The organism is Nocardiopsis ganjiahuensis DSM 45031 (assembly GCF_000341085.1).
GTDB lineage: Bacteria > Actinomycetota > Actinomycetes > Streptosporangiales > Streptosporangiaceae > Nocardiopsis > Nocardiopsis ganjiahuensis.
This window is the reverse complement of record NZ_ANBA01000002.1, coordinates 414691-433652: the sequence shown is the minus strand read 5'-3', so window position 1 is coordinate 433652 and position 18962 is coordinate 414691. Positions and strand designations below refer to the sequence as shown.

The 18962-nt window shown below is 72.0% G+C and carries 16 protein-coding genes; 9 read left to right on the top strand and 7 right to left on the bottom strand.

The annotated features are described in order from the left end of the window. Positions 1-253 precede the first annotated feature (253 nt). Complete coding sequence (locus D458_RS0102495) at positions 254-3709, top strand: glycosyltransferase family 2 protein (protein WP_017585149.1); 3456 nt, start codon at positions 254-256, stop codon at positions 3707-3709. A gap of 3 nt (positions 3710-3712) precedes the next feature. Further along, on the top strand, positions 3713-5383 hold the full coding sequence (locus D458_RS0102490; RefSeq protein ID WP_017585148.1) for a DUF5719 family protein: 1671 nt from the start codon (positions 3713-3715) through the stop codon (positions 5381-5383). Between the two features lie 87 nt (positions 5384-5470). On the opposite strand, the gene D458_RS0102485 is transcribed toward D458_RS0102490, so the two are convergent. Beyond that, positions 5471-5866 (bottom strand): metallopeptidase family protein, encoded by a 396-nt coding sequence (locus tag D458_RS0102485; RefSeq protein WP_017585147.1) that lies wholly within the window; start codon positions 5864-5866, stop codon positions 5471-5473. Positions 5867-6082: 216 nt separating this feature from the next. Between D458_RS0102485 and D458_RS0102480 the strand changes: the two genes are divergently transcribed. The 4 genes from D458_RS0102480 to D458_RS0102465 all read left to right on the top strand — a co-directional run bounded on the left by D458_RS0102480 (position 6083) and on the right by D458_RS0102465 (position 9746). Next, on the top strand, positions 6083-6484 hold the full coding sequence (locus D458_RS0102480) for a DUF3499 domain-containing protein (RefSeq protein WP_026118919.1): 402 nt from the start codon (positions 6083-6085) through the stop codon (positions 6482-6484). A gap of 125 nt (positions 6485-6609) precedes the next feature. After that, entirely contained in the window at positions 6610-7980 is a 1371-nt protein-coding gene (locus D458_RS0102475) for a phosphomannomutase/phosphoglucomutase (RefSeq protein ID WP_017585145.1), read from the top strand. A 29-nt stretch (positions 7981-8009) separates the two neighbouring features. Further along, the gene (locus tag D458_RS35210) at positions 8010-8186 is read left to right on the top strand and encodes a Trm112 family protein (protein ID WP_014911237.1); all 177 of its coding nucleotides are present in this window, start codon (positions 8010-8012) and stop codon (positions 8184-8186) included. Between the two features lie 180 nt (positions 8187-8366). Then, positions 8367-9746 (top strand): protein kinase domain-containing protein, encoded by a 1380-nt coding sequence (locus tag D458_RS0102465; protein WP_026118918.1) that lies wholly within the window; start codon positions 8367-8369, stop codon positions 9744-9746. A 36-nt stretch (positions 9747-9782) separates the two neighbouring features. Here the strand turns inward: D458_RS0102465 and D458_RS0102460 are convergent, their stop codons facing one another. Both D458_RS0102460 and D458_RS0102455 read right to left on the bottom strand, forming a co-directional pair. Beyond that, positions 9783-10973, bottom strand: a complete 1191-nt coding sequence (locus D458_RS0102460) for a hypothetical protein (RefSeq protein WP_017585144.1) — start codon at positions 10971-10973, stop codon at positions 9783-9785. 83 nt (positions 10974-11056) lie between these two features. Then, on the bottom strand, positions 11057-11503 hold the full coding sequence (locus tag D458_RS0102455; RefSeq protein ID WP_017585143.1) for a MerR family transcriptional regulator: 447 nt from the start codon (positions 11501-11503) through the stop codon (positions 11057-11059). 128 nt (positions 11504-11631) lie between these two features. On the opposite strand from D458_RS0102455, the gene ahcY (D458_RS0102450) reads away from it, so the two are divergent. After that, the gene (gene ahcY, locus D458_RS0102450) at positions 11632-13068 is read left to right on the top strand and encodes an adenosylhomocysteinase (RefSeq protein WP_017585142.1); all 1437 of its coding nucleotides are present in this window, start codon (positions 11632-11634) and stop codon (positions 13066-13068) included. A 19-nt stretch (positions 13069-13087) separates the two neighbouring features. Next, on the top strand, positions 13088-14350 hold the full coding sequence (gene ahcY, locus D458_RS0102445) for an adenosylhomocysteinase (protein WP_017585141.1): 1263 nt from the start codon (positions 13088-13090) through the stop codon (positions 14348-14350). Positions 14351-14359: 9 nt separating this feature from the next. Here ahcY (D458_RS0102445) and D458_RS0102440 read toward each other — a convergent pair whose 3' ends face one another. Genes D458_RS0102440 through D458_RS32800 form a run of 3 tightly spaced genes read right to left on the bottom strand, consistent with a single transcriptional unit; the run spans position 14360 to position 15717 of the window. Beyond that, a complete protein-coding gene (locus tag D458_RS0102440) occupies positions 14360-14578 on the bottom strand; it encodes a type II toxin-antitoxin system HicB family antitoxin (RefSeq protein WP_017585140.1) in 219 nt (72 codons plus the stop codon). Between the two features lie 2 nt (positions 14579-14580). Then, positions 14581-14778 (bottom strand): type II toxin-antitoxin system HicA family toxin, encoded by a 198-nt coding sequence (locus D458_RS35205; RefSeq protein WP_017585139.1) that lies wholly within the window; start codon positions 14776-14778, stop codon positions 14581-14583. 60 nt (positions 14779-14838) lie between these two features. Beyond that, complete coding sequence (locus tag D458_RS32800; RefSeq protein WP_017585138.1) at positions 14839-15717, bottom strand: RDD family protein; 879 nt, start codon at positions 15715-15717, stop codon at positions 14839-14841. 116 nt (positions 15718-15833) lie between these two features. Between D458_RS32800 and D458_RS0102430 the strand changes: the two genes are divergently transcribed. Then, positions 15834-16829, top strand: a complete 996-nt coding sequence (locus D458_RS0102430; RefSeq protein ID WP_017585137.1) for a stage II sporulation protein M — start codon at positions 15834-15836, stop codon at positions 16827-16829. Here the strand turns inward: D458_RS0102430 and D458_RS32795 are convergent. Then, positions 16826-18865: a tetratricopeptide repeat protein gene (locus D458_RS32795; RefSeq protein ID WP_017585136.1), complete on the bottom strand. Its 2040-nt coding sequence runs from the start codon at positions 18863-18865 to the stop codon at positions 16826-16828. The two genes, D458_RS0102430 and D458_RS32795, sit on opposite strands and share 4 nt — an antisense overlap. Positions 18866-18962: the final 97 nt, after the last annotated feature.

Here is an 18962-nt window from a genome sequence, read left to right as displayed (position 1 = left end):
CATGCCCTTCGTGCCCTTGGACAGGATTGGGTCCGGGCGTCCCCCTGGCGTTGAATGCTCCGATATGGTCGGCCCGGGCAGCCCCGACCGAATAGGCCCGTAATGGTGCGGGGTGGCGTATCGTGATGTCCCGCGTTCGCGTCAGCGAACCGCGCCCGGCGCGCACACGCGCCCATCGACCGCCTCTGGTCGGCAGACACACCGGGCCCGTACACGGGCCCGCCCCTTCTCCCGGAGAGAACCCACCACAGCCGTGCTTGACCTGGATTCCGCTCGCCACGTCGTCACCGCTGTCATCGTGTCCCACGACGGCGCGCGATGGCTGCCGGAAACCCTGTCCGCGCTCCGTGCCCAGACCCGGCCCGTGCAGCGGGTCGTGGCCGCCGACACCGGAAGCTCCGACGGCAGCCCCGACATCCTCGCGGACCACCTCCCCGCCGACGCCGTCATCGACCTGCCCGCCCGGACCGGCTACGGGGACGCGGTGAAGGCCGCCCTCGACCTGCCCAGGTCCACCACCGAGGTGCACGGGTTCGACGACGACGCCACGGAGTGGATCTGGCTCGTCCACGACGACCTCACCCCGGAGAAGGACACCCTCGAACAGCTGCTGTCCGCCGCGGACAAGGACCCGCGCACCGCGGTCCTGGGCCCCAAGCTCCGCGACTGGTTCGACCGCCGCCTCCTCGTGGAGGTCGGCGTCACCATCGACGGCGCGGGCCGCCGCGAGACCGGGCTGGAGCAGCGCGAGTTCGACCACGGACAGCACGACGGGACCCGCCAGGTCCTGGCGGTCTCCAGCGCGGGCATGCTGGTCCGCCGCGACGTGTGGGAGCGCCTCGGCGGTTTCGACCCCGCGCTGCCGCTCTTCCGCGACGACATCGACTTCTGCTGGCGCGTGGGCGGTGCCGGGCTGCGGGTCCGCCTGGTCACCGACGCCGTCGCCTACCACGCGGAGGCCTCGGCCCGCCGCCGCAGGAGGATCACGGCCACCCGCAACCACCCCCGCCGGGTGGACCGCAGGCACGCGGTGTTCGTGCTGCTGGCCAACCTGCCCGTCGGCGGCATGGTGTTCGCCCTGCTGCGCAACTCCGTGGGTTCGCTGCTGCGCGTGATCATGTACCTGCTCATCAAGCAGCCGGCCAACGCGTTGGACGAGGCGGCCGCGATCACCCTCGTCTACGGTCGGCCGTTCCGTCTGGCCCGTGCCAGGTTCCGGCGCCGCCGTGACCGCCGCCGCACCTACAGCGCCATCCGGCCCTTCCTGGCCAGGGGCGTGGCCGTGCGGCAGTTCGCCGACGCGGTCACCGGCATCCTCACGGGCGAACGCGTGGGAGACACCGCCGGACGCCACCAGGCGGTCACCGTCCCGCCGGGTGAGGACGACGACGGCCCCGCCGACGACTCCACCTCGTTCTTCCGCCGGGTGATCCTGCAGCCGGGAGCCCTGCTGGTCATCGGCCTGACCGTGGTCACGATCATCGCCGAACGCTCACTGCTGTTCGGCGAGATGCTCGCGGGCGGCGCCCTGCCCCCGGTCACCGGCGGCGCCCTGGACCTGTGGAACCTGTACCTGTCCGGCCATCCCGACAGCGGTGTGGGCTCGGCGGGACCGATCCCGCCCTACGTCGGGTTCCTCGCCCTGCTGTCCACCCTCACCCTGGGCCAGCCGTGGATCGCGGTGATGGTCATCCTGCTGGGGTGCGTCCCGCTGGCCGGACTCACCTCGTACCTGCTCGCCCGCGAGGTGCTGCGCTTCCGTCCGGCCCGGCTGTGGATGGCGGGGGCCTACGCCCTGCTGCCCATGGCCACCGGCGCCGTCGCCCAGGGCCGCCTCGGTACGGCCCTGGTCCACGCCCTGCTGCCGATCCTCGGCCTGCTGCTGGTCCGCGTGGTCTCCATGCCGCCCAAACCCTCGCGGCGGGCCGCCTGGGGCCTGGGCCTGGCGCTCACCGTCGCCGCCGCCTTCGTCCCGATCGTCTGGCTCCTGTGCCTGGTCACCGGGGTGCTGGTCGCGGTCGCCTTCGGACACCTGGGCCGCCGGGTCTACGTCAGCGTGGCGATCAGCCTGTCCGTGCCGGTGGTCCTGCTGATGCCGTGGTCGCTGGAGGTGCTGCTGCACCCGAGCCTGTGGCTGTTGGAGGCGGGACTGCACCGGCCTGAGCTGTCCGACCCCGGGGCCACCCCCGCCGAGCTGCTCATGCTCTCCCCGGGCGGTCCCGGCACGCCCCCGTACTGGGTGACCGCCGGCTTCATCGCGGCCGCCCTGTGCTCGCTGCTCCTGCTCCGCAACCGGATGCTGGTCGCGGCGGGCTGGAGCCTGGCCCTGTTCGGGATGCTCATCGCCGTCCTGACCAGCCGCATCGTCGTCGAGCCCTACTTCGGTGGCCCGCCCGCCCAGGTCTGGCCCGGCGTCGCACTGGCCTTCGCCGCCACAGCCGTCCTGTTGACCGCCTCCACGGCGGCCCGCGCCTTCGGGAACATGATCCGGACCGGAGGGGTGAAGCGGTACTTCGCCCTGGGCGTGGCCGCCCTCGCGCTGGCCACCCCGGTCTCGGCCGCGGCCCTGTGGATGTGGGAGGGCGTCGACGGCCCGATTACCGCGAACGCCCCCCGCTCGGTCCCCGGGGCGCTGGAGAGCGTGAGCTCCGACGGCACCCGGCCCCGGACGGTCGTCGTCACCCCGGCCGACGACGGCAGCGTCGACTACGTGGTGGTCCGCGGCCGCGAACCGAGGCTGGGGGAGGAACGGGTCCTGCCCGAACCCCGGACCCGCGCCGCCGTGGACCGGGCCGTCGCCGAACTCGCCGCCGGCCAGGGCGGCGACCAGCTCGTCAGCCTCCTCGACCACGGCATCCAGTACGTGCTCTACCCCCGCCCGGAGATCAGCGCCCCCGCTGACGCCACCATGGTCGACACCCTCGACGGGACCCCGGGGCTGGGTCGGCAGTCGCTGTCCGGCCACTACGGGCTCTGGCGGATCGTCGAACCCACCGGTGTGCTGCGCACGGTCTCCGAGGACGGCCTGGAGGCGGAGGCGCTCCAGGTGGAGGGTTCCGCGGACGACCTCACGGCCGAGATCGGAGAGGGCCGCACCGGCCGCCGTCTGGCCCTGGCCGAACCGGCCGACGGCAGTTGGACCGCCACCCTCGACGGCACCGAGCTCACCCCGGTGAGCACCGAGAACGGGACCCAGGCCTGGGCCCTGCCGGTGCACGGCGGTGAGCTGCGCGTCTGGCACACGGACCTGGTGCACACCGCCTGGGTGGTCACCCAGGGCGTCCTGCTCCTGATCGTGGCGGTGCTCGCCGCCCCGGGCGTGCGCACCGAGGAGGAACGCAAACTCATCGCGTCCACCCCGATGCCCCGTCCCCGGCGCCCGCGCCGCGGGCCGCTGTCCCGCACCCGAGGGCGTGGCCGTGAACGGCCGAGGGGCACACGCTCCGCAAGGCCCGCCGCGTCCGCGGAACCGGACGAGGGCCCGCCCCGGACCCCGGCGGAGGGTTCGGACGGGGTCGAGGCCGAGAGCTCTGCCGAGGACCGGACGGTCGCGGAGCGCGAGCCCGATCCCGGGCCGACCACGACCGGGTCCATCCCCGTGGTCCGGGGCAGGCGCCGGGGCACCCGGCGGGCAGGACGGCGCCGTGCCGGATCACCCCGGGACAGGGGCGAACGGGACGGCACCGACGACAACGAGCGGGAGGGGTAGGTCGTGCGACTGATCGTGGAGAACCGGTTCGCGCTGTTCGGGCTGGTCGCATTGGCGCTGCTCGCCCTGTTCGGGGTCGCGTTCGCGATCCGGCCGATCAACCCCGAGCTGGGGGTGACCGAACCCGGCACCGTCCGACCGGACCTGGCCGCACGTGTCTGCCCGGCCCCGCACGAGTCGTCCGAGGACGGCGCGGAGAGCTCGGTGGCCGCCTTCGCGCCCCGCGTCAGCCGGGACGACGAGGGCGTGCTCTGGGCCGTCCCGCTGGCCGAGGCCCCTGCCGAGGGCGAGGAGGACGCGGCGGAGACAGAGGACGCGGAGGAGGCGGACACAGAGGACGCGGACGAGGCGGACGAGACCGAGAACGCCGACCCGAGCCCGTCCCGGGACCCCGACGCCGACGACCGGGGTGAGCTCCTCGGAGAGGAGCAGACCGAACCCGGACGGGTCTGGAACACCGATACCGGCGACGCCGCCCTGCCCACCGCCCTGCACGCCGAGGGCTCCCTGGCGTCCGGTCTGGACGCCGCGCAGACCACCGTCTCCGACGACGGCATCACCGAGGTCCGCTGCGCCGAGCCGTCCATCGGGACCTGGTTCGCCCTGCCCGGCGCGGAGGACCCCGACGGGGTGGACCTCGGGACGCTGACCGTGCACCTGTCCAACCCGGAGGTCTTCCGGGCCACGGTCAGCGTGGACATCTACACCATGGAGGGTCCCTCCTTCTCGCCGGACAGCCGGGGTATCCACCTGGGCCCGGGGGAGTCGACCGAGTTCGACGCCACCGAGCTCATCCAGAGCACCGGATCCATCGGTGTCCACGTGCGCACCAGCACCGGCCGCGTCTCCGCGGCCCTGCTCGCCGAGCACTCCTCGGGGCACAGCGACTGGGTTCCGCCCACCCGGGCCCCGGAGGAACACCAGGTCGTCCCAGGGGTGCCCGGCGGCGACGGCACCCGCCGACTGATCGTGGCCGCACCCGGGAACGACCCCGTCGAGGTGCGCGTCCACGTGGTGACCGCCGAGCCCGAGGAGTCCGAGGACGACCGGGACGCCGAGGACACCGGTGCCGCCGGGACCGCCGAGGACCCGCTGGTCCTGAACGTTCCGCCGGCGGCCTCGGCCTGGCTGACCCTGGAGAGCGTGCTCGGCGGCCTCCCCGGGACGGTGGTGGTGGAAGCGGACGCCCCCGTGGCCGCCGGTGTGGTCGCCGAGGAGGTCGAGGTGGACGGTGAGGAAGTGACGGTCGTCGAGACCGCCTACACGGCCGCCGTGGACCCTCTGACCGACCCGCTGGACACCACGGCCGTCATCCCGGACATGCCCGAGGGGGTGGACGTGGAGCTGGTCCTGGGCGCCCTGGAGGACGATGCCAGGGTCGTGGCGACCCCGATCGCCGCCGACGGCAGCATGGGAGACGCCGTGCGGGCCGAGGTGGCCGCCGGAACCACCCACGTCTTCGGCACCGACACCGACGGCTGGGGAGTGCCCTCCGGGGCCGACCCCGAGGACGGATACGCGGTGCGCCTCGAACTGCTGGAGGGATCGGGCCCGGTGTACGCCGCCCGGATCCTGCGTTCGGGCAGCGGGATCAGCGTCCTGCCGGTGCGGCCCGCACCCGTGCAGGTCGAGCTTCCGGTCGTGCGGGACAGCATGACCGGGGTGGTCCCCTGAGCGGGCACGGAACGGTGGTCCCCTGACGGGGCCCGGTTCCTCGACCGGGACCGGGACCCTGACGGGGACGGGACCGCCGCCCGGGGCTCAGTTCTCCGGGTCCACCGACTCCGGTTCCACCCCGAGCAGGTTGGCGACCTCCTCGACCACGGTCTCGTGGACGAGGAGAGCCATCTCCTCGGGGTCCTTGGTCCGCATCTCCACGGGCCGCCGGTAGACGATGATCCGCGCACGACCCTCGGGGTCGGTCTCCAGGCGGGAGAAGGGGATCGTCTCGGACAGGTCGCCGCGGAACGGGATCGGGGGAACGTCCTCCACGAGGAAGTCGACGTTCGCCAGCTCGCGCGCCCACAGCCGCTCCAGGCGTTCGACGGCGTCCAGGACAAGATCGTCGAAGGCCTGCGCTCGGCTGCGGGAGACGGGCAGGTCAGAGGGCACGAGAGGACCGCGGATGCCTCGGCCGCGGCGGTCCCGGCGCCGCACTCGGTCTGGTTGGCCACTGGAAAGGCGCACTCGTCGCACACATTGAGACTAAGCCATCACGAGCCCCCCGCGTAGTCCCGGTGGCCCAAGAAGTGAGAAGGGGCCCGCTCCCCGGGGGCCGGCGACCTGCCCGGGTCAAGGACACTCGCCCAAAAACGGAGCAGGTCATGGGACGATGCTGGCGTGTCCCTCGGTAAAGGCATACAGTCAATCGCTGTGAGCCATGTTCGACGCTGTTCCCGCACCGCGTGCAGGCAGCCCGCCGTTTTCACGCTCACGTACGTCTACGCCGACTCCACCGCCGTTCTCGGCCCGCTCGCCGCCTACGTGGAACCGCACTGTTACGACCTGTGCGCCATCCACGCCGAGCGGTTGACCGCGCCGCGTGGCTGGGAGGTCGTTCGGCTTCCGGTCGAGACGTCGGGAGGTGGTCCCGGCAGTGATGACCTGGAGGCCCTCGCCGACGCCGTACGTGAGGCGGCGAGGCCCCCGGCACGCTCAGAGCCGTCCCCCGGCGAGCCCGTGGGGGAGGGTCACGAGACGATGCGCCGCGGCCACCTGCGCGTGGTCAAGTCGGACCGCGGTGAGCAGCGTCCACCGCACCACCCCAACGGCTGATCCGGCGGCGCCCCGGCCCCGCCCCGACGATCGGTCCGGCGACCTCTTGCTAGTTTTGTACGGCGCTCGATCGTGACCGGGCGCTGAACCGAATTCGTCGCAGAATCGACCTGGCCGGAGCAGACGTGGCTGACCTCGGAAGCATCTTCAAGGCATACGACGTACGCGGTGTGATTCCGGACACCTTCAACGCCGACATCGCCCGCGCGATCGGCTCCGCCTTCGCCCGTGTGATCGGCGGACCCGCCGTCGTGGTGTCCCACGACATGCGCCCCTCCTCCCCGGAGCTGGCCCACGCCTTCGCCGACGGCGTCACCTCCCAGGGGGTGGACGTGGTGTTCGCCGGACTCGGCTCCACCGACCTCCTCTACTACGGCTCGGGCTCCCTCGACCTGCCCGGTGCCATGTTCACCGCCAGCCACAACCCGGCCGACTACAACGGCATCAAGATGTGCCGGCCCGGGGCCTCGCCGATCAGCGGCGAGACCGGCCTGAACGAGATCCGCGACCTGGCCGAGCGGATCCTCTCCGGCTCCGACGACGCCCCCGCGCACGACGGCCCCGCGGGCACCGTGACCGAGCGGGACCTGCTGCCCGGCTACGCCGACTACCTGCGCGACCTCGTCGACCTCTCCGGCAGCCGCCCGCTGAAGGTGGTCGTGGACGCGGGCAACGGCATGGGCGGCCACACCGTCCCCGCCGTCCTGGAGCAGGGCCTGCCGCTGGAGGTCGTGCCCCTCTACTTCGAGCTCGACGGCACCTTCCCCAACCACCCGGCCAACCCCCTGGACCCGGACAACCTCGTCGACCTGCAGGCGAAGGTCCGCGAGAGCGGCGCCGACATCGGCCTGGCCTTCGACGGCGACGCCGACCGCTGCTTCGTCATCGACGAGCGCGGCGAGCCGGTCTCCCCGTCCGCCGTCACCGCGCTGGTCGCGGCCCAGGAGCTCAAGCGCGAGCCCGGCGCCACGGTCATCCACAACCTCATCACCTCCGCGGCGGTCCCCGAGATCGTCGCCGAGCGCGGCGGGAAGCCCGTGCGGACCCGCGTCGGCCACTCCTTCATCAAGGCGACCATGGCCGAGACCGGTGCGATCTTCGGCGGGGAGCACTCCGCCCACTACTACTTCCGGGACTTCTGGAAGGCCGACACGGGTATGCTCGCGGCCATGCACGTCCTCCGGGTCCTGGGCGCGGACGAGCGTCCGCTCTCGCAGATCACGGAGGAGTACTCCCGGTACGCGGCCTCGGGCGAGGTCAACTCCGAGGTCGCCGACGCCCCAGGCCGCATGGCCGCGGTGCGCGCGGCGTTCGCAGGACGGGACGGGGTCGACGTCGACGAACTCGACGGCCTCAGCGTCACCCTGCCCGGCGGGGCGTGGTTCAACCTGCGCGCCTCCAACACCGAACCGCTGCTGCGGCTCAACGTGGAGGCCCCCGACGACACCGCCGTGGCGCGCCTGTGCGACGAGGTCCTGGCCATCGTCCGCGCCTGACCCGGTCATCATCACGAGGAACGAGAACCATGAGCACGAAGATCGACGGCTGGCTGCTGGAGATCCTGGCCTGCCCGCAGAGCCAGGCCCCGCTGCGCCACGACCCGGAGACCGACGAACTGGTCTGCGACGAGAGCGGTCTGGCCTACCCGATCCGCGACGGGATCCCGGTCCTGCTGGTCGACGAGGCACGCAAAATCTCCTGACGACCGAAAAAGGTTCGGTGGAGGACGGAACGTTCTCCCCGTTTCGGTAGTCATAACGGGTACGCCCGGGTAAGGGGCGCCCTCCGGGCGCCGGGGCCGCCTGCGGCCATACCCGGCGTTCCGTACCCGTACCCTGATTCTGCGCTCCCCCGCCCAAGACGACCTCCCTGGAGGACATCGATGCCCGGTCCCGAATCGCTACTGCCGAGCGACCCCTCCGCGTTCGGTGAATACAGCGTGACCGGACGACTGGGGAAGGGCGGCCAGGGGGTCGTCTACCTCGCCGAGGACGCCTCCGGAGACGAGTACGCGGTCAAGGTCCTCAACGACCAGTGGTCGGCCGACGCCGACCTGCGCAAACGGTTCGAGAAGGAGGTGCGGGCCGCCCAGCGGGTCGCCTCCTTCTGCACCGCCGCGATCATCGACGCCCAGCTCGACAGCGACCCGCCCTACGTGGTCAGCGAGTTCGTCCCCGGCAAGGACCTCCAGGAGACCGTCGCCAAGGGCAAGACGGTGCGCGGCGCCGCGCTCCAGCGCCTGGCCGTCTCCACCGCCACGGCGCTCGTCGCCATCCACAAGGCGGGGATCGTCCACCGCGACTTCAAGCCCGGCAACGTGCTGCTCGGCCCGGACGGTCCGCGCGTGATCGACTTCGGCATCGCCCGTGTCGACGACGGCACCGCCACCATGACCAACTCGATCGTCGGCACGCCCTCCTACATGGCGCCCGAGCAGATCGAGGGCCGCGGGATCACCGACAAGTGCGACATCTTCGCCTGGGGCTGTGTGATCGCCTTCTCCTCCACCGGCCGCGCGCCCTTCGGCTCCGACACCGTCCCGGCCGTGGTGCACCGCGTGGTCAGCGCCCCGCCGGATCTGGACGGGGTCGACGACGAGCTGCGGCCGATCGTGGAGTCCTGCCTGGACAAGGACCCGAGCAAGCGCCCGAACGCCCAGACGCTGCTCATGCGGTTGCTCGGCCACGACGGGCCGGTGATGGCCACCGACAGCGCGGACGCGCTCAAGCAGGGCGAGCACGTCGCCCAGACCGGCCTGCTCAACGGCAACCAGCTGCCGCCCGTGCAGCCCCAGGCCCCGCAGTACCCGCCCACCGGCGCGCAGCCGGGCATGGGCTACGCGCCGGGCGTCTCCGACCCGCGCCTGGGCCAGAACCCGGGCGCCAACCCCTACGGCGGTCCCGGGGCGTCCAACCCCAACCCGATGGCCAACCCGGGCCTGTCCAACCCCCGGCCGGGCCAGATGGGGCACCCGATGAGCTCGGACCCGCGGCACGGCGGGTTCGGGGCGCAGCCGGGCATGTCCAACCCGCGCCCGGGCATGTCGGGCCACCAGCAGTCGCACGCCATGCACCAGGGCGCCAACCCGATGATGACCGGCGCGGTCAACCCCAACCAGACCTACGCCCCGCACGGCGCGCCCCGCCCGCAGCCGGCCCAGCAGGACTCGATCCTCCAGCAGGGCTGGGTGATCCCGGCGGTGATGATCACCATCATCATCCTGCTGCTGCTCCTGCTGATCCTGGGTCTCAGCGGCGGCTGAGCCCCGGTCCCCCGCCCGACCCCCGGCCCTCCGGCCTCACAGGCGGGTGAGCTCGTTCATGGAGCGGGAGACCGCCTCGTCCACCAGGTCCCGCACCTGGGGCCAGCGGTCGTCCACGCAGTCCGTGGGCATCACGGTGACACTGTCGCTCCGGGACATCTCCAGCGTCTCCCGGTCCCCCTCCGGGGTGACCAGGCGCGCGTTCGCGGTCACCGCCAGCACACCCGAGGGCGGGCTGCCCACGTCCTGGACCAGGACGTAGAGCGACAGCGACGTGTCGCCCACCACCAGCTCCAGGCACGTCCACCAGTACGCCGCGCCCGGGGTGAACAGGGCCCGGTCGAGGGGCTCCGGCCCGCCCCGGGCCGTGGCGGCACCGCCGTCCCCCGAGGAGACCGTGGCGCTCGCCCCGGGGTCCAGGGCGCGCAGGATGAGCGCGACCGGGTCGCGCCGGGAGCGGACGTAGTCCAGGACGCGGCGACGCGTCACGGCGGTCAGCGGAGGGACCGGTGCCCCCGCCCCGGGCCGGTCCCCCCGAGCCCAGCCGAGTTCGCCGCGCAGGGCCCCGGTGACCAGCCGCGCCATGTGGGAGACCAGGGGCGCGAGCCGTTCCTCGGGGTCCTGCTTGGTACACGGTCCGGGCGGTGGACAGCCCGGGTCGAGGAGCAACGGGGGCAGGTCCGCCCGCTGGAGGACCCGCGAGGCCAGTACCCAGGGCAGGGCCCAGGGCGCGTCGAAGCCGTCCCCTCCCTCTCCGGTGGCCTCCGGCCCTCCTGTGGCCTCGGTCAGGATCCGCACGCACTCGGCGTAGGTGTGCGCGGCCCGCACCACGGGGTGGGCCGGGACCACCGCGGCCCGGGCGAGGTCGAGGGTGTGTTCGGTGGACAGGGCCGTTCTGAACGGCCGCAGCGCACGGCGCGTGCCCGGGGTCCACTCGGTCTCGGGGAGCGCGGCGACCCGCCCCGCCAGCGCCGCGATGTGCGGGCCGGTCATCGGCTCGCCCGAAGCCGACGCACCGGTCAGCAGGAGTTCGGTGAGTTCGGGGCCGCCTCCCCACTCCCGGACGCGGTCCCGCGTCAGCTCCCGCCGCGCGGCTCCGCGCACGTCCAGGGGATGGCCCTGGCGTTGTGCGGCCCAGACCGCCCGCAGGCGGTCGACGTCCCTGAGGTCTTCGCGCACGCGCTCGGGGAGTGTCCCCCAGGCCGTGTCGCCGAGTTGGCTGTCCACGGTCTCATCCGTAGCCCGTGGGGTCTTTGCCAAAACATGCCGAACGGTTGGTCTGGGTGTCCGGTGACGGCCGTGGACCCGGGTCAACCAGAGTGGTCGGTGCGCGTCCCCGGGCTCGTGGGGCCGGGGCGACGGGAGCCCAGAAGGCGCATGGCCTTCTGCTTCTCGAAGTCCAGCGCCCGGGTGCGGCCGGCGGCCAGCCTGCCCAGGCGTTCGCCGTGCGCGCGCACCCGGGCCAGCACGTCGGGTTCGGCGAGCACGCGCAGGGCGAAGGCCAGAGCCGCCGGGGGGATGTCGAACTCGCGCTCCAGCTCCAGCCCGCCCTCGATCGTGCGCAGGTCCTCCTCGGTGAACCGGCGGTGCCGGTGCCCGCGCCCCGTGGGCTGTTCCTGGGTCCGGGGGAGCAGGCCGAGGCCCTCGCGGTAGCGCAGCATGCGGGCGGTGCTGCCGACCCGCTCGGCAGCCGCGGAGATGGGGACCGGCGAACCGTCGGGTCCGGGCGCTGTGGGGTCGTCGTCGAGGGCGGCCATGCTGGGACCCTAACCCACGTGAAGCGCCACATCGCGCAAATCTGACATCTCGGTGTGAGCTTTGTGTCCGAGGGTGGGTCGCGGGCCTAGAATCGGCTCGTAACCATGACTTGACGAGTGAGGAACGCATGGCTTTCGACTTCAAGGTCGCCGATCTCTCCCTGGCCGAGTTCGGCCGCGACGAGATCCGTCTCGCCGAGCACGAGATGCCCGGCCTCATGGCCACCCGCGCCGAGTTCGGTGACAGCAAGCCCCTCACGGGCGCCCGCATCATGGGTTCGCTGCACATGACCGTGCAGACCGCTGTCCTCATCGAGACCCTCGTCGCCCTGGGCGCCGAGGTCCGCTGGGTGAGCTGCAACATCTTCTCCACCCAGGACCACGCCGCGGCCGCGGTGGTGGTCGGCCCCGACGGCACCGTCGACGACCCCAAGGGCGTCCCCGTCTTCGCCTGGAAGGGCGAGACGCTGGAGGAGTACTGGTGGTGCACGGAGCAGGCGCTGACCTGGCCGGGCGCCGACGGCCCCAACATGATCCTCGACGACGGCGGCGACGCCACCATGCTCGTCCACAAGGGTGCGCAGTTCGAGAAGGCCGGCGTCGTCCCGGACCCCTCCACCGCTGACAGCGAGGAGTTCGAGGTCGTCCTCAAGCTCCTCCAGGCGAGCCTCGAGAAGGACGCCACCAAGTGGACCGGCATCGCCAAGGGCATCAAGGGCGTCACCGAGGAGACCACCACCGGTGTGCTCCGCCTGTACGAGATGCAGCGTGACGGCATCCTGTCCTTCCCGGCGATCAACGTCAACGACTCGGTCACCAAGAGCAAGTTCGACAACAAGTACGGCATCCGCCACTCGCTGCCGGACGGCATCATGCGCGCCACCGACGTCCTCATCGGCGGCAAGGTCGCCGTGGTCTGCGGTTACGGCGACGTCGGCAAGGGCTCGGCCGAGGCGCTGCGCGGCCAGGGCGCCCGCGTCATCGTCACCGAGATCGACCCGATCAACGCCCTCCAGGCGGCCATGGACGGGTTCCAGGTCACCACCCTGGAGGACGTGCTGGAGACCGGTGACATCTTCATCACCACCACCGGCAACTTCAACGTGATCATGGCCGACCAGATCGTGCGCATGAAGCACCAGGCGATCGTCGGCAACGTCGGCCACTTCGACAACGAGATCGACATGGCCGGCCTGGCGAAGGTCCCCGGCATCCGCAAGAAGGAGATCAAGCCGCAGGTCCACGAGTGGACCCAGGAGAACGGCAAGTCCGTCCTGGTGCTCTCCGAGGGCCGACTGCTGAACCTGGGCAACGCCACCGGCCACCCCAGCTTCGTGATGTCCAACAGCTTCACCAACCAGGTCATCGCGCAGATCGAGCTGTTCACCAAGCAGGACGAGTACCCGATCGACGTGTACACGCTGCCGAAGCTCCTCGACGAGAAGGTCGCCCGTCTGCACCTGGCCGCGCTCGGCGTCAAGCTGACCGAGCTCACCAAGGAGCAGGCCGCCTACATCGGCGTGGACGTGGCCGGGCCGTTCAAGCCCGACCACTACCGCTACTAGGGGCGAGTCCTTCCACAAGATGACACTCCCCTCGCACGAGGTGGCGGACCTCGGCCTCGCGAAGGCCGGGGTCCGCCGTGTGGCATGGGCCGAACGCTCCATGCCCGTCCTGCGCAGCGTCCGCGAACGGTTCGCCGAGGAGCGGCCGCTCGAAGGGCTGCGGGTGGCCGCGTGCCTGCACGTGACCGCCGAGACCGCGAACCTGCTCCGGGTCCTGCGCGCGGGCGGTGCCCAGGTGTGGTTGGCCGCCTCCAACCCGCTCTCCACCCAGGACGACACCGCCGCCGCCCTGGTCGCCGAGTACGGGGTGGCCGTGCACGCGTGGGCGGGCATGGACACCGCCGCCTACGACCGCAACCTGGTCACCGTCCTGGAGTCCCGGCCGCACCTGTTGCTGGACGACGGGTGCGACCTGGTCAACACGGCCCATGTGGACCGCCCCGAACTGCTCGAAGGGGTGCTGGGCGGCTGCGAGCAGACCACCACCGGGGTCATCCGTCTGCGCAGGATGAGCGCCGAGGGCGAGCTCCGGCTACCGATGGTCGCGGTCAACGACACCCGCACCAAGCGGATGTTCGACAACCGGTACGGCACCGGGCAGTCCACCGTGGACGGGATCCTACGCGCCACGAACACGCTCCTGGCCGGGCGCACCGTGGTCGTGGCCGGGTTCGGCTACTGCGGACGCGGCCTCGCCGAGCGGTTCCGCGGCATGGGTTCGAACGTGGTCGTCACCGAGGTGGACCCGGTCAAGGCGCTGGACGCCGTGATGCAGGGGTACACGGTCGCCACGATGGAGACCGCCGCGCCGGTCGGGGACGTGTTCGTCACCGCCACCGGAAACCGCGACGTGATCCGCCACGAACACCTGGCGGTGATGCGGGACGGCGCGATCCTGGCGAACTCCGGCCACTTCGACCTCGAGATCGACCTGAACGCCCTGGACGCGCTGTCCGTGGCGGTCGACCGCAGCGTGCGCGAACAGGCCGAGGAGTACGTGTTCGCCGACGGCCGCAGGCTCCTGCTGCTCTCCGAGGGCCGCCTGGTCAACCTGGGCGCCGCGGAGGGCCACCCCGCCGCCGTCATGGACATGTCCTTCGCCGTGCAGGCGCTCACCTCGGAGTGGCTGGCGAAGGAGCACGGCACACTCGAACCCGGTGTGGTCGAGGTGCCCGAGGAGACCGACAACGAGGTCGCCCGGCTGGAACTCGCGGCCCTGGGCGTGGGCATCGACGCGCTCACCCCCGACCAGGAGGCCTACCTGAACTCCTGGCGCCCCTGACCTTGGGGGTCAGGCCGCCGTGAACGTGGTCGCGGCCACGGTGGTCGGTTCCGGGACGGCTTCTCCCCGCTCCCGGAGCACCTCCAGGTGCCCTCGCACGGCCTCGTGCATCTCCTGGAGGGCCTCCTCCTCCGTGTCTCCCAGTGCGACACAGCCGGGAAGGTCGGGGGACCAGGCGCCGAAACCACCGTCCTCGGCCCGCTCGATGATGACCGCGAACGTGCTCATCGCTACCTCCATGTGATTCCCGCCTGTTTCAGGATGCTGCGCTCGGTACCAATGGGCAAGTCTCGGCTCGGTTTTCCCGGGATGGTCACCACCCCCGGTTTCTTCGGATGCACGTAGTGCCGATGACTGCCGCGTATTCGATGCAGTACCCAGCCGTCGGCTTCGATGAGCTTGATGATCTCGCGGACCTTGAGGGGCATGTCGCGAACTTAACGTGTTCAGCCTGACGCTATGCGTGGTTTCCGCTTATCGCTGGAGAGCTACCACCGGGGACGCGAGCCAGGGTACGGGCCCTGCGGGCCATGCCCTTGGAATCCGTGGTGCTGTGGGCCCTGGAAGCCCTGGGAGGAGGGTTGTCCCATGGCTTCCAGGCTGCGGCGACGGCGCTCGGCCAGCACGGCCGCCAGGAAGTACGGCGGCGTGGTGCCGGGCGGCGGGGCCGGGCTGACCTGGGCGGCGACGGTGTCGGCCAGCTGGATGCCCATCTCGTGCCGGGTGTGCTCGGCGAGCTCGCCGTATCGCAGCACGTACTGGCGGGCGGCGTTCGCGGTCTCGGGGGACAGCCGGGACAGCTCGGTCGTCGCGGCCCAGGCGGCCAGGTGCGGCGGCATCGGGATGACCACGTCGCGGCGTCCGCCGGTGCGCTCCTCCACCACCATGGTCCCGGCCACGAAGTCGCCGATCCGGCGGCCGTCCCGGTTGAGCATCGAGGTGATCAGGGCGATCACGCCGAAGGTCGTCCAGAGTTCGACGAACGCGGCCAGCGCCCGGGCCAGCGCCTGGCGGAAGCGTTCGGGTGAGCCGTCGGTTCCGACCACCCGCAGGCCCAGGGCCATCTTGCCGAGGGAGCGCCCGCGCGAGATGGACTCGAACGCGGTGGGGTAGCCGACGATGATGAGGATCGTGGCGGCCAGGGAGATCGCGGCGGTCGCGGCGGGATCGACGGTCACCCCGATCCAGGAGACGACCAGGCCCATGGCGATCAGCGCGATGATCTGCACCAGGAAGTCGATGGCGATCGCCGCCGTGCGCGTGGCGAAACCGGCCGGGCGCAGTTCGAGTACCACGGCGTCACCCGTGACCAGCGGCGTTGTGCCGTACACGTCGTCACGGGTTCCGCCACCACCGGGATAGGACACCAGTACACGCTCCCTTACCGGGTGTCTGAAACCGTCTCCACGACACTACCCGCCAGCGGGGTGGCGTGTTCGCACCGGTCGCGGTCGCGGGGTACCGATCCAGTAGTGTCCAGTGCGTGGATATCGACGTCTTTGCCGCGGCGCACGCCCGGGAGTGGGAACGGCTCGACGAACTGGTGCGCCGGCGCCGTTCGCTCACGGGTGAGGAGATCGACGAGCTCGTCGACCTCTACCAGAGGGTGTCGACCCACCTGTCCGTGGTGCGCTCCTCGGGTCAGGACCCGGAGCTGGCCGGACGGCTGTCCTCCCAGGTGGCCCGGGCCCGGTCCGCGGTGACCGGCTCACACGCGTCCTCGTGGACCGACGTCGGCGGTTTCTTCACCAGGGTGTTCCCCGCGGTGCTGTACCGGCTGCGCTGGTGGTGGATCGGCGTGACCGCCGGAACCCTCGCCGTGGCGACGGTGACCGGTGTGTGGATCGCCACCGACCCCGACGTCCTGGCCGCCATCGGCACACCCGAGTCCATCGCGCGCTACGTCGAGCACGATTTCGCCAACTACTACGTGGAGAACCCCGCGGGATCCTTCGCGGCCCAGGTGTGGACCAACAACGCCTGGGTGGCGGCGCAGGCGATCATCTTCGGTGTGGCCTTCGGCCTGCCCACGCTCGGTGTGCTCTTCCTCAACGCGGTCAACCTCGGCTCGGCCGGCGGCATGATGTTCGCGATGGGTCGCGGGGACGTGTTCTTCGCGCTGATCCTCCCGCACGGCCTGTTGGAGCTGACCGCCGTGTTCGTGGCCGGCGGTGTGGGGCTGAAGATCGGCTGGACCCTCGTCTCCCCGGGCGACCGGACCCGCCTGCGCGCCCTGGGCGAGGAGGCCCGCGCGGCCATCGCCGTGGTGCTGGGCCTGGTGGTGGTGCTGTTCGTCTCGGGTCTCATCGAGGGCCTGGTCACCGGCTGGGTCACCAACACCTGGATCGCCATCGGCATCGGCGTGGTCGCCGAGGTCCTGTTCTTCGTCTACGTCTACACGGTCGGCAGGAAGGCCCACGAGGAGGGCGAGACCGGCGACATCAGGGACGCCCCCGCCGCCGTCCCGGTGGCCGGTTAGCCGGAGTTCAGGGCCCCTCCCGCCCTGGTCTCCTCGAAGTCCGCCCCGCTCAGGCGGTCCCGCACCAGCCGGGTCTGCGGGTGGTCTTCGCCCAGCACGCGACGGCGCCCCTCCAGGACGGCCCTGAAGTGCAGGCGGGCCCTGGGGCGGTCGCCGCGTCTCAGGGCGACCAGCCCGAGCTTGTACCCGGCGTTCAGGGTGAGCCGGTCCCCTCCGCCCAGGACGCGTTCCCGGATCTCGTGGACCTCTTCGAACAGCTGCTCCGCCGTGTCCAGGTCGCCCATCCTCATGGCGGCGTACCCGAGGGCGTCCATGGAGGCCAGGGTCTCGTCGGCCTCCGGGCCCTGCACCCTCGTCCGTGTCTCGAGGATCTCCCCGTGCTGCTTCCGGGCGGACGCCCAGTCACCGTGCATCCCGGCCACCAGGGCGATCTGATGGCGGGTGTCCAGGGTCCGGGGATGCTCGGCGCCCAGCACCCGCTCCCGGTCCGCGAGCAACGCCAGGTACGCGCTCTCGGCCTCGGAGACGCGCTCCCGGAAGAGCAGGCCCTCGGCCAGCAGGTGCCGGGCCTGGAGTGTGAGGGGATCGTCGGGGCCCAGCGTTTCCTGTGCGGTCCTGCGGACGGCACCCGCCACCCGTTCCGCCTCCGTGAACTGTCCCAGCTGCAGGTGCCTGCGCGCCTCGGAGAGCCCGACCCGTGCCTGGAACCGCGGCCCCAGCGCCGCTGTCCGGCGGGCCAGCGCGCCCAGGGCGGCGAAGGCGCCCAGCTCGAACCGCGGGTGCTGGTCGCCCTGCCGCGTCAGGAGCTCCTCGACGCCCAGGACCAGGGGCAGGTCGTCCTCGCCGAACCGCGCCCGCACCGTCTCCGAGACCAGCGGATGCAGGCGCAGCCCGGTTTCCTCGAAACGCCGTTGTACCTGGACCAGTCCGTGGACGGCCAGCGCGTTCACCGCCCGGGCGAAGGAGGCTTCGTCCAGCGGCTGCTCCGAGGTGTCCAGGGCGCCGCCGACCAGCTCGGAGACCGGCAGCCGCCACAGCGGCACGGTCCGGCCCTGGGGCCCGAGCAGGGCCAGTGCTCGCAACAGGGGCACGGCCTGCGGGTTCTGTTCACCCACCATGCGCAGGGACAGTTCCCAGACCCCGGAGAGCAGGCGGCGCTCGCTGTCGTCCCCTGTCACCAGCGGTCCTGAGAGTTCGTCGAGTCGCGCGATGTCCCCGTCGAGGTGACCCAGCAGGGAGCTCGCGTCGGGCAGGAGGACGTGGTGGGTGGCCAGGATGCGTCCGGCCAGGAAGAGCGCCAGCGGGACCCCGCCGAGGCGTTCGGCGAGCTCTTCGGCCCCGGGAAGCCGTTCCGCACCGGTGTGGTCCGTCAGGGCCGTGGCCGCGTCCGGGCCTTCCAGAGCCCTCACCCGGTGCACCTTCGCGGGCGCCCACAGCGCGGGATCGTCGAGTCGGCTGGTGACCAGGACGAACCCGCCCGGGCTGGAGCGCAGCCAGCCGCGCTGTTCACCGGGGCGGTGTTCGGGGTCGAGTTCCTCGGGCCGGTCGGCGTTGTCGATCACCAGCAGCCAGGGGTTCCGGGCGGTGTCCAGGTGTCGCCACACCCAGCGCGCGGCCTGCCTGGGCGCGGCCGTGAACTCCTCGGCCTCCTGTCGGGAGCCGCCCAACTCCACGGCCACCTCCAGCATGCTCGGCAGGACGGCGTCCGGGCGGACCCAGAACACGGTCCGCCCTTGGGAACGGGCGTGCTCGGCGAGCGCCGCCGCCACGGTGGTCTTCCCGAACCCCCCGGGCCCGGTGAGCACGTGCGGGACCGGAGCCCCGTGTTCCATCGCCGAACGCAGCTCGGCCAACAGCTCCCCGCGTCCGCGCACGGTGGTCGCGGGCCGGGGCGGGTCCAGGGACACGTCCGCCGCTGGGCCGGGGGCCCGGGGTGGCGCGTTCAGGGTGACGCCGCCGTGGAGGTCCCGGACCTGGAGCAGCTGACCGTGGACCGCGCCCTGGGCGGTGTTGCGGGCTTCGGGGGGAGAGGCCATGCACCCATAGTGCACGAAGGAGGCGCCCTTCCGGAGAGAGGCGCCTCGTTCCGATACCCGCTTTCGTGACCCCTGGTCTTCCTGCCGGGAGCCGCTG

What these genes read in the sequence shown, in the direction of transcription:
- D458_RS0102465 (WP_026118918.1), top strand. Translation starts at nt 8,367, where the DNA reads ATGCCCGGTCCCGAATCGCTACTGCCGAGCGACCCCTCCGCGTTCGGT.
- D458_RS35205 (WP_017585139.1), bottom strand. Translation starts at nt 14,778, where the DNA reads ATGCCCCTCAAGGTCCGCGAGATCATCAAGCTCATCGAAGCCGACGGC.
- D458_RS0102455 (WP_017585143.1), bottom strand. Translation starts at nt 11,503, where the DNA reads ATGGCCGCCCTCGACGACGACCCCACAGCGCCCGGACCCGACGGTTCG.
- D458_RS0102440 (WP_017585140.1), bottom strand. Translation starts at nt 14,578, where the DNA reads ATGAGCACGTTCGCGGTCATCATCGAGCGGGCCGAGGACGGTGGTTTC.
- D458_RS32795 (WP_017585136.1), bottom strand. Translation starts at nt 18,865, where the DNA reads ATGGCCTCTCCCCCCGAAGCCCGCAACACCGCCCAGGGCGCGGTCCAC.
- ahcY (WP_017585142.1), top strand. Translation starts at nt 11,632, where the DNA reads ATGGCTTTCGACTTCAAGGTCGCCGATCTCTCCCTGGCCGAGTTCGGC.
- D458_RS35210 (WP_014911237.1), top strand. Translation starts at nt 8,010, where the DNA reads ATGAGCACGAAGATCGACGGCTGGCTGCTGGAGATCCTGGCCTGCCCG.
- ahcY (WP_017585141.1), top strand. Translation starts at nt 13,088, where the DNA reads ATGACACTCCCCTCGCACGAGGTGGCGGACCTCGGCCTCGCGAAGGCC.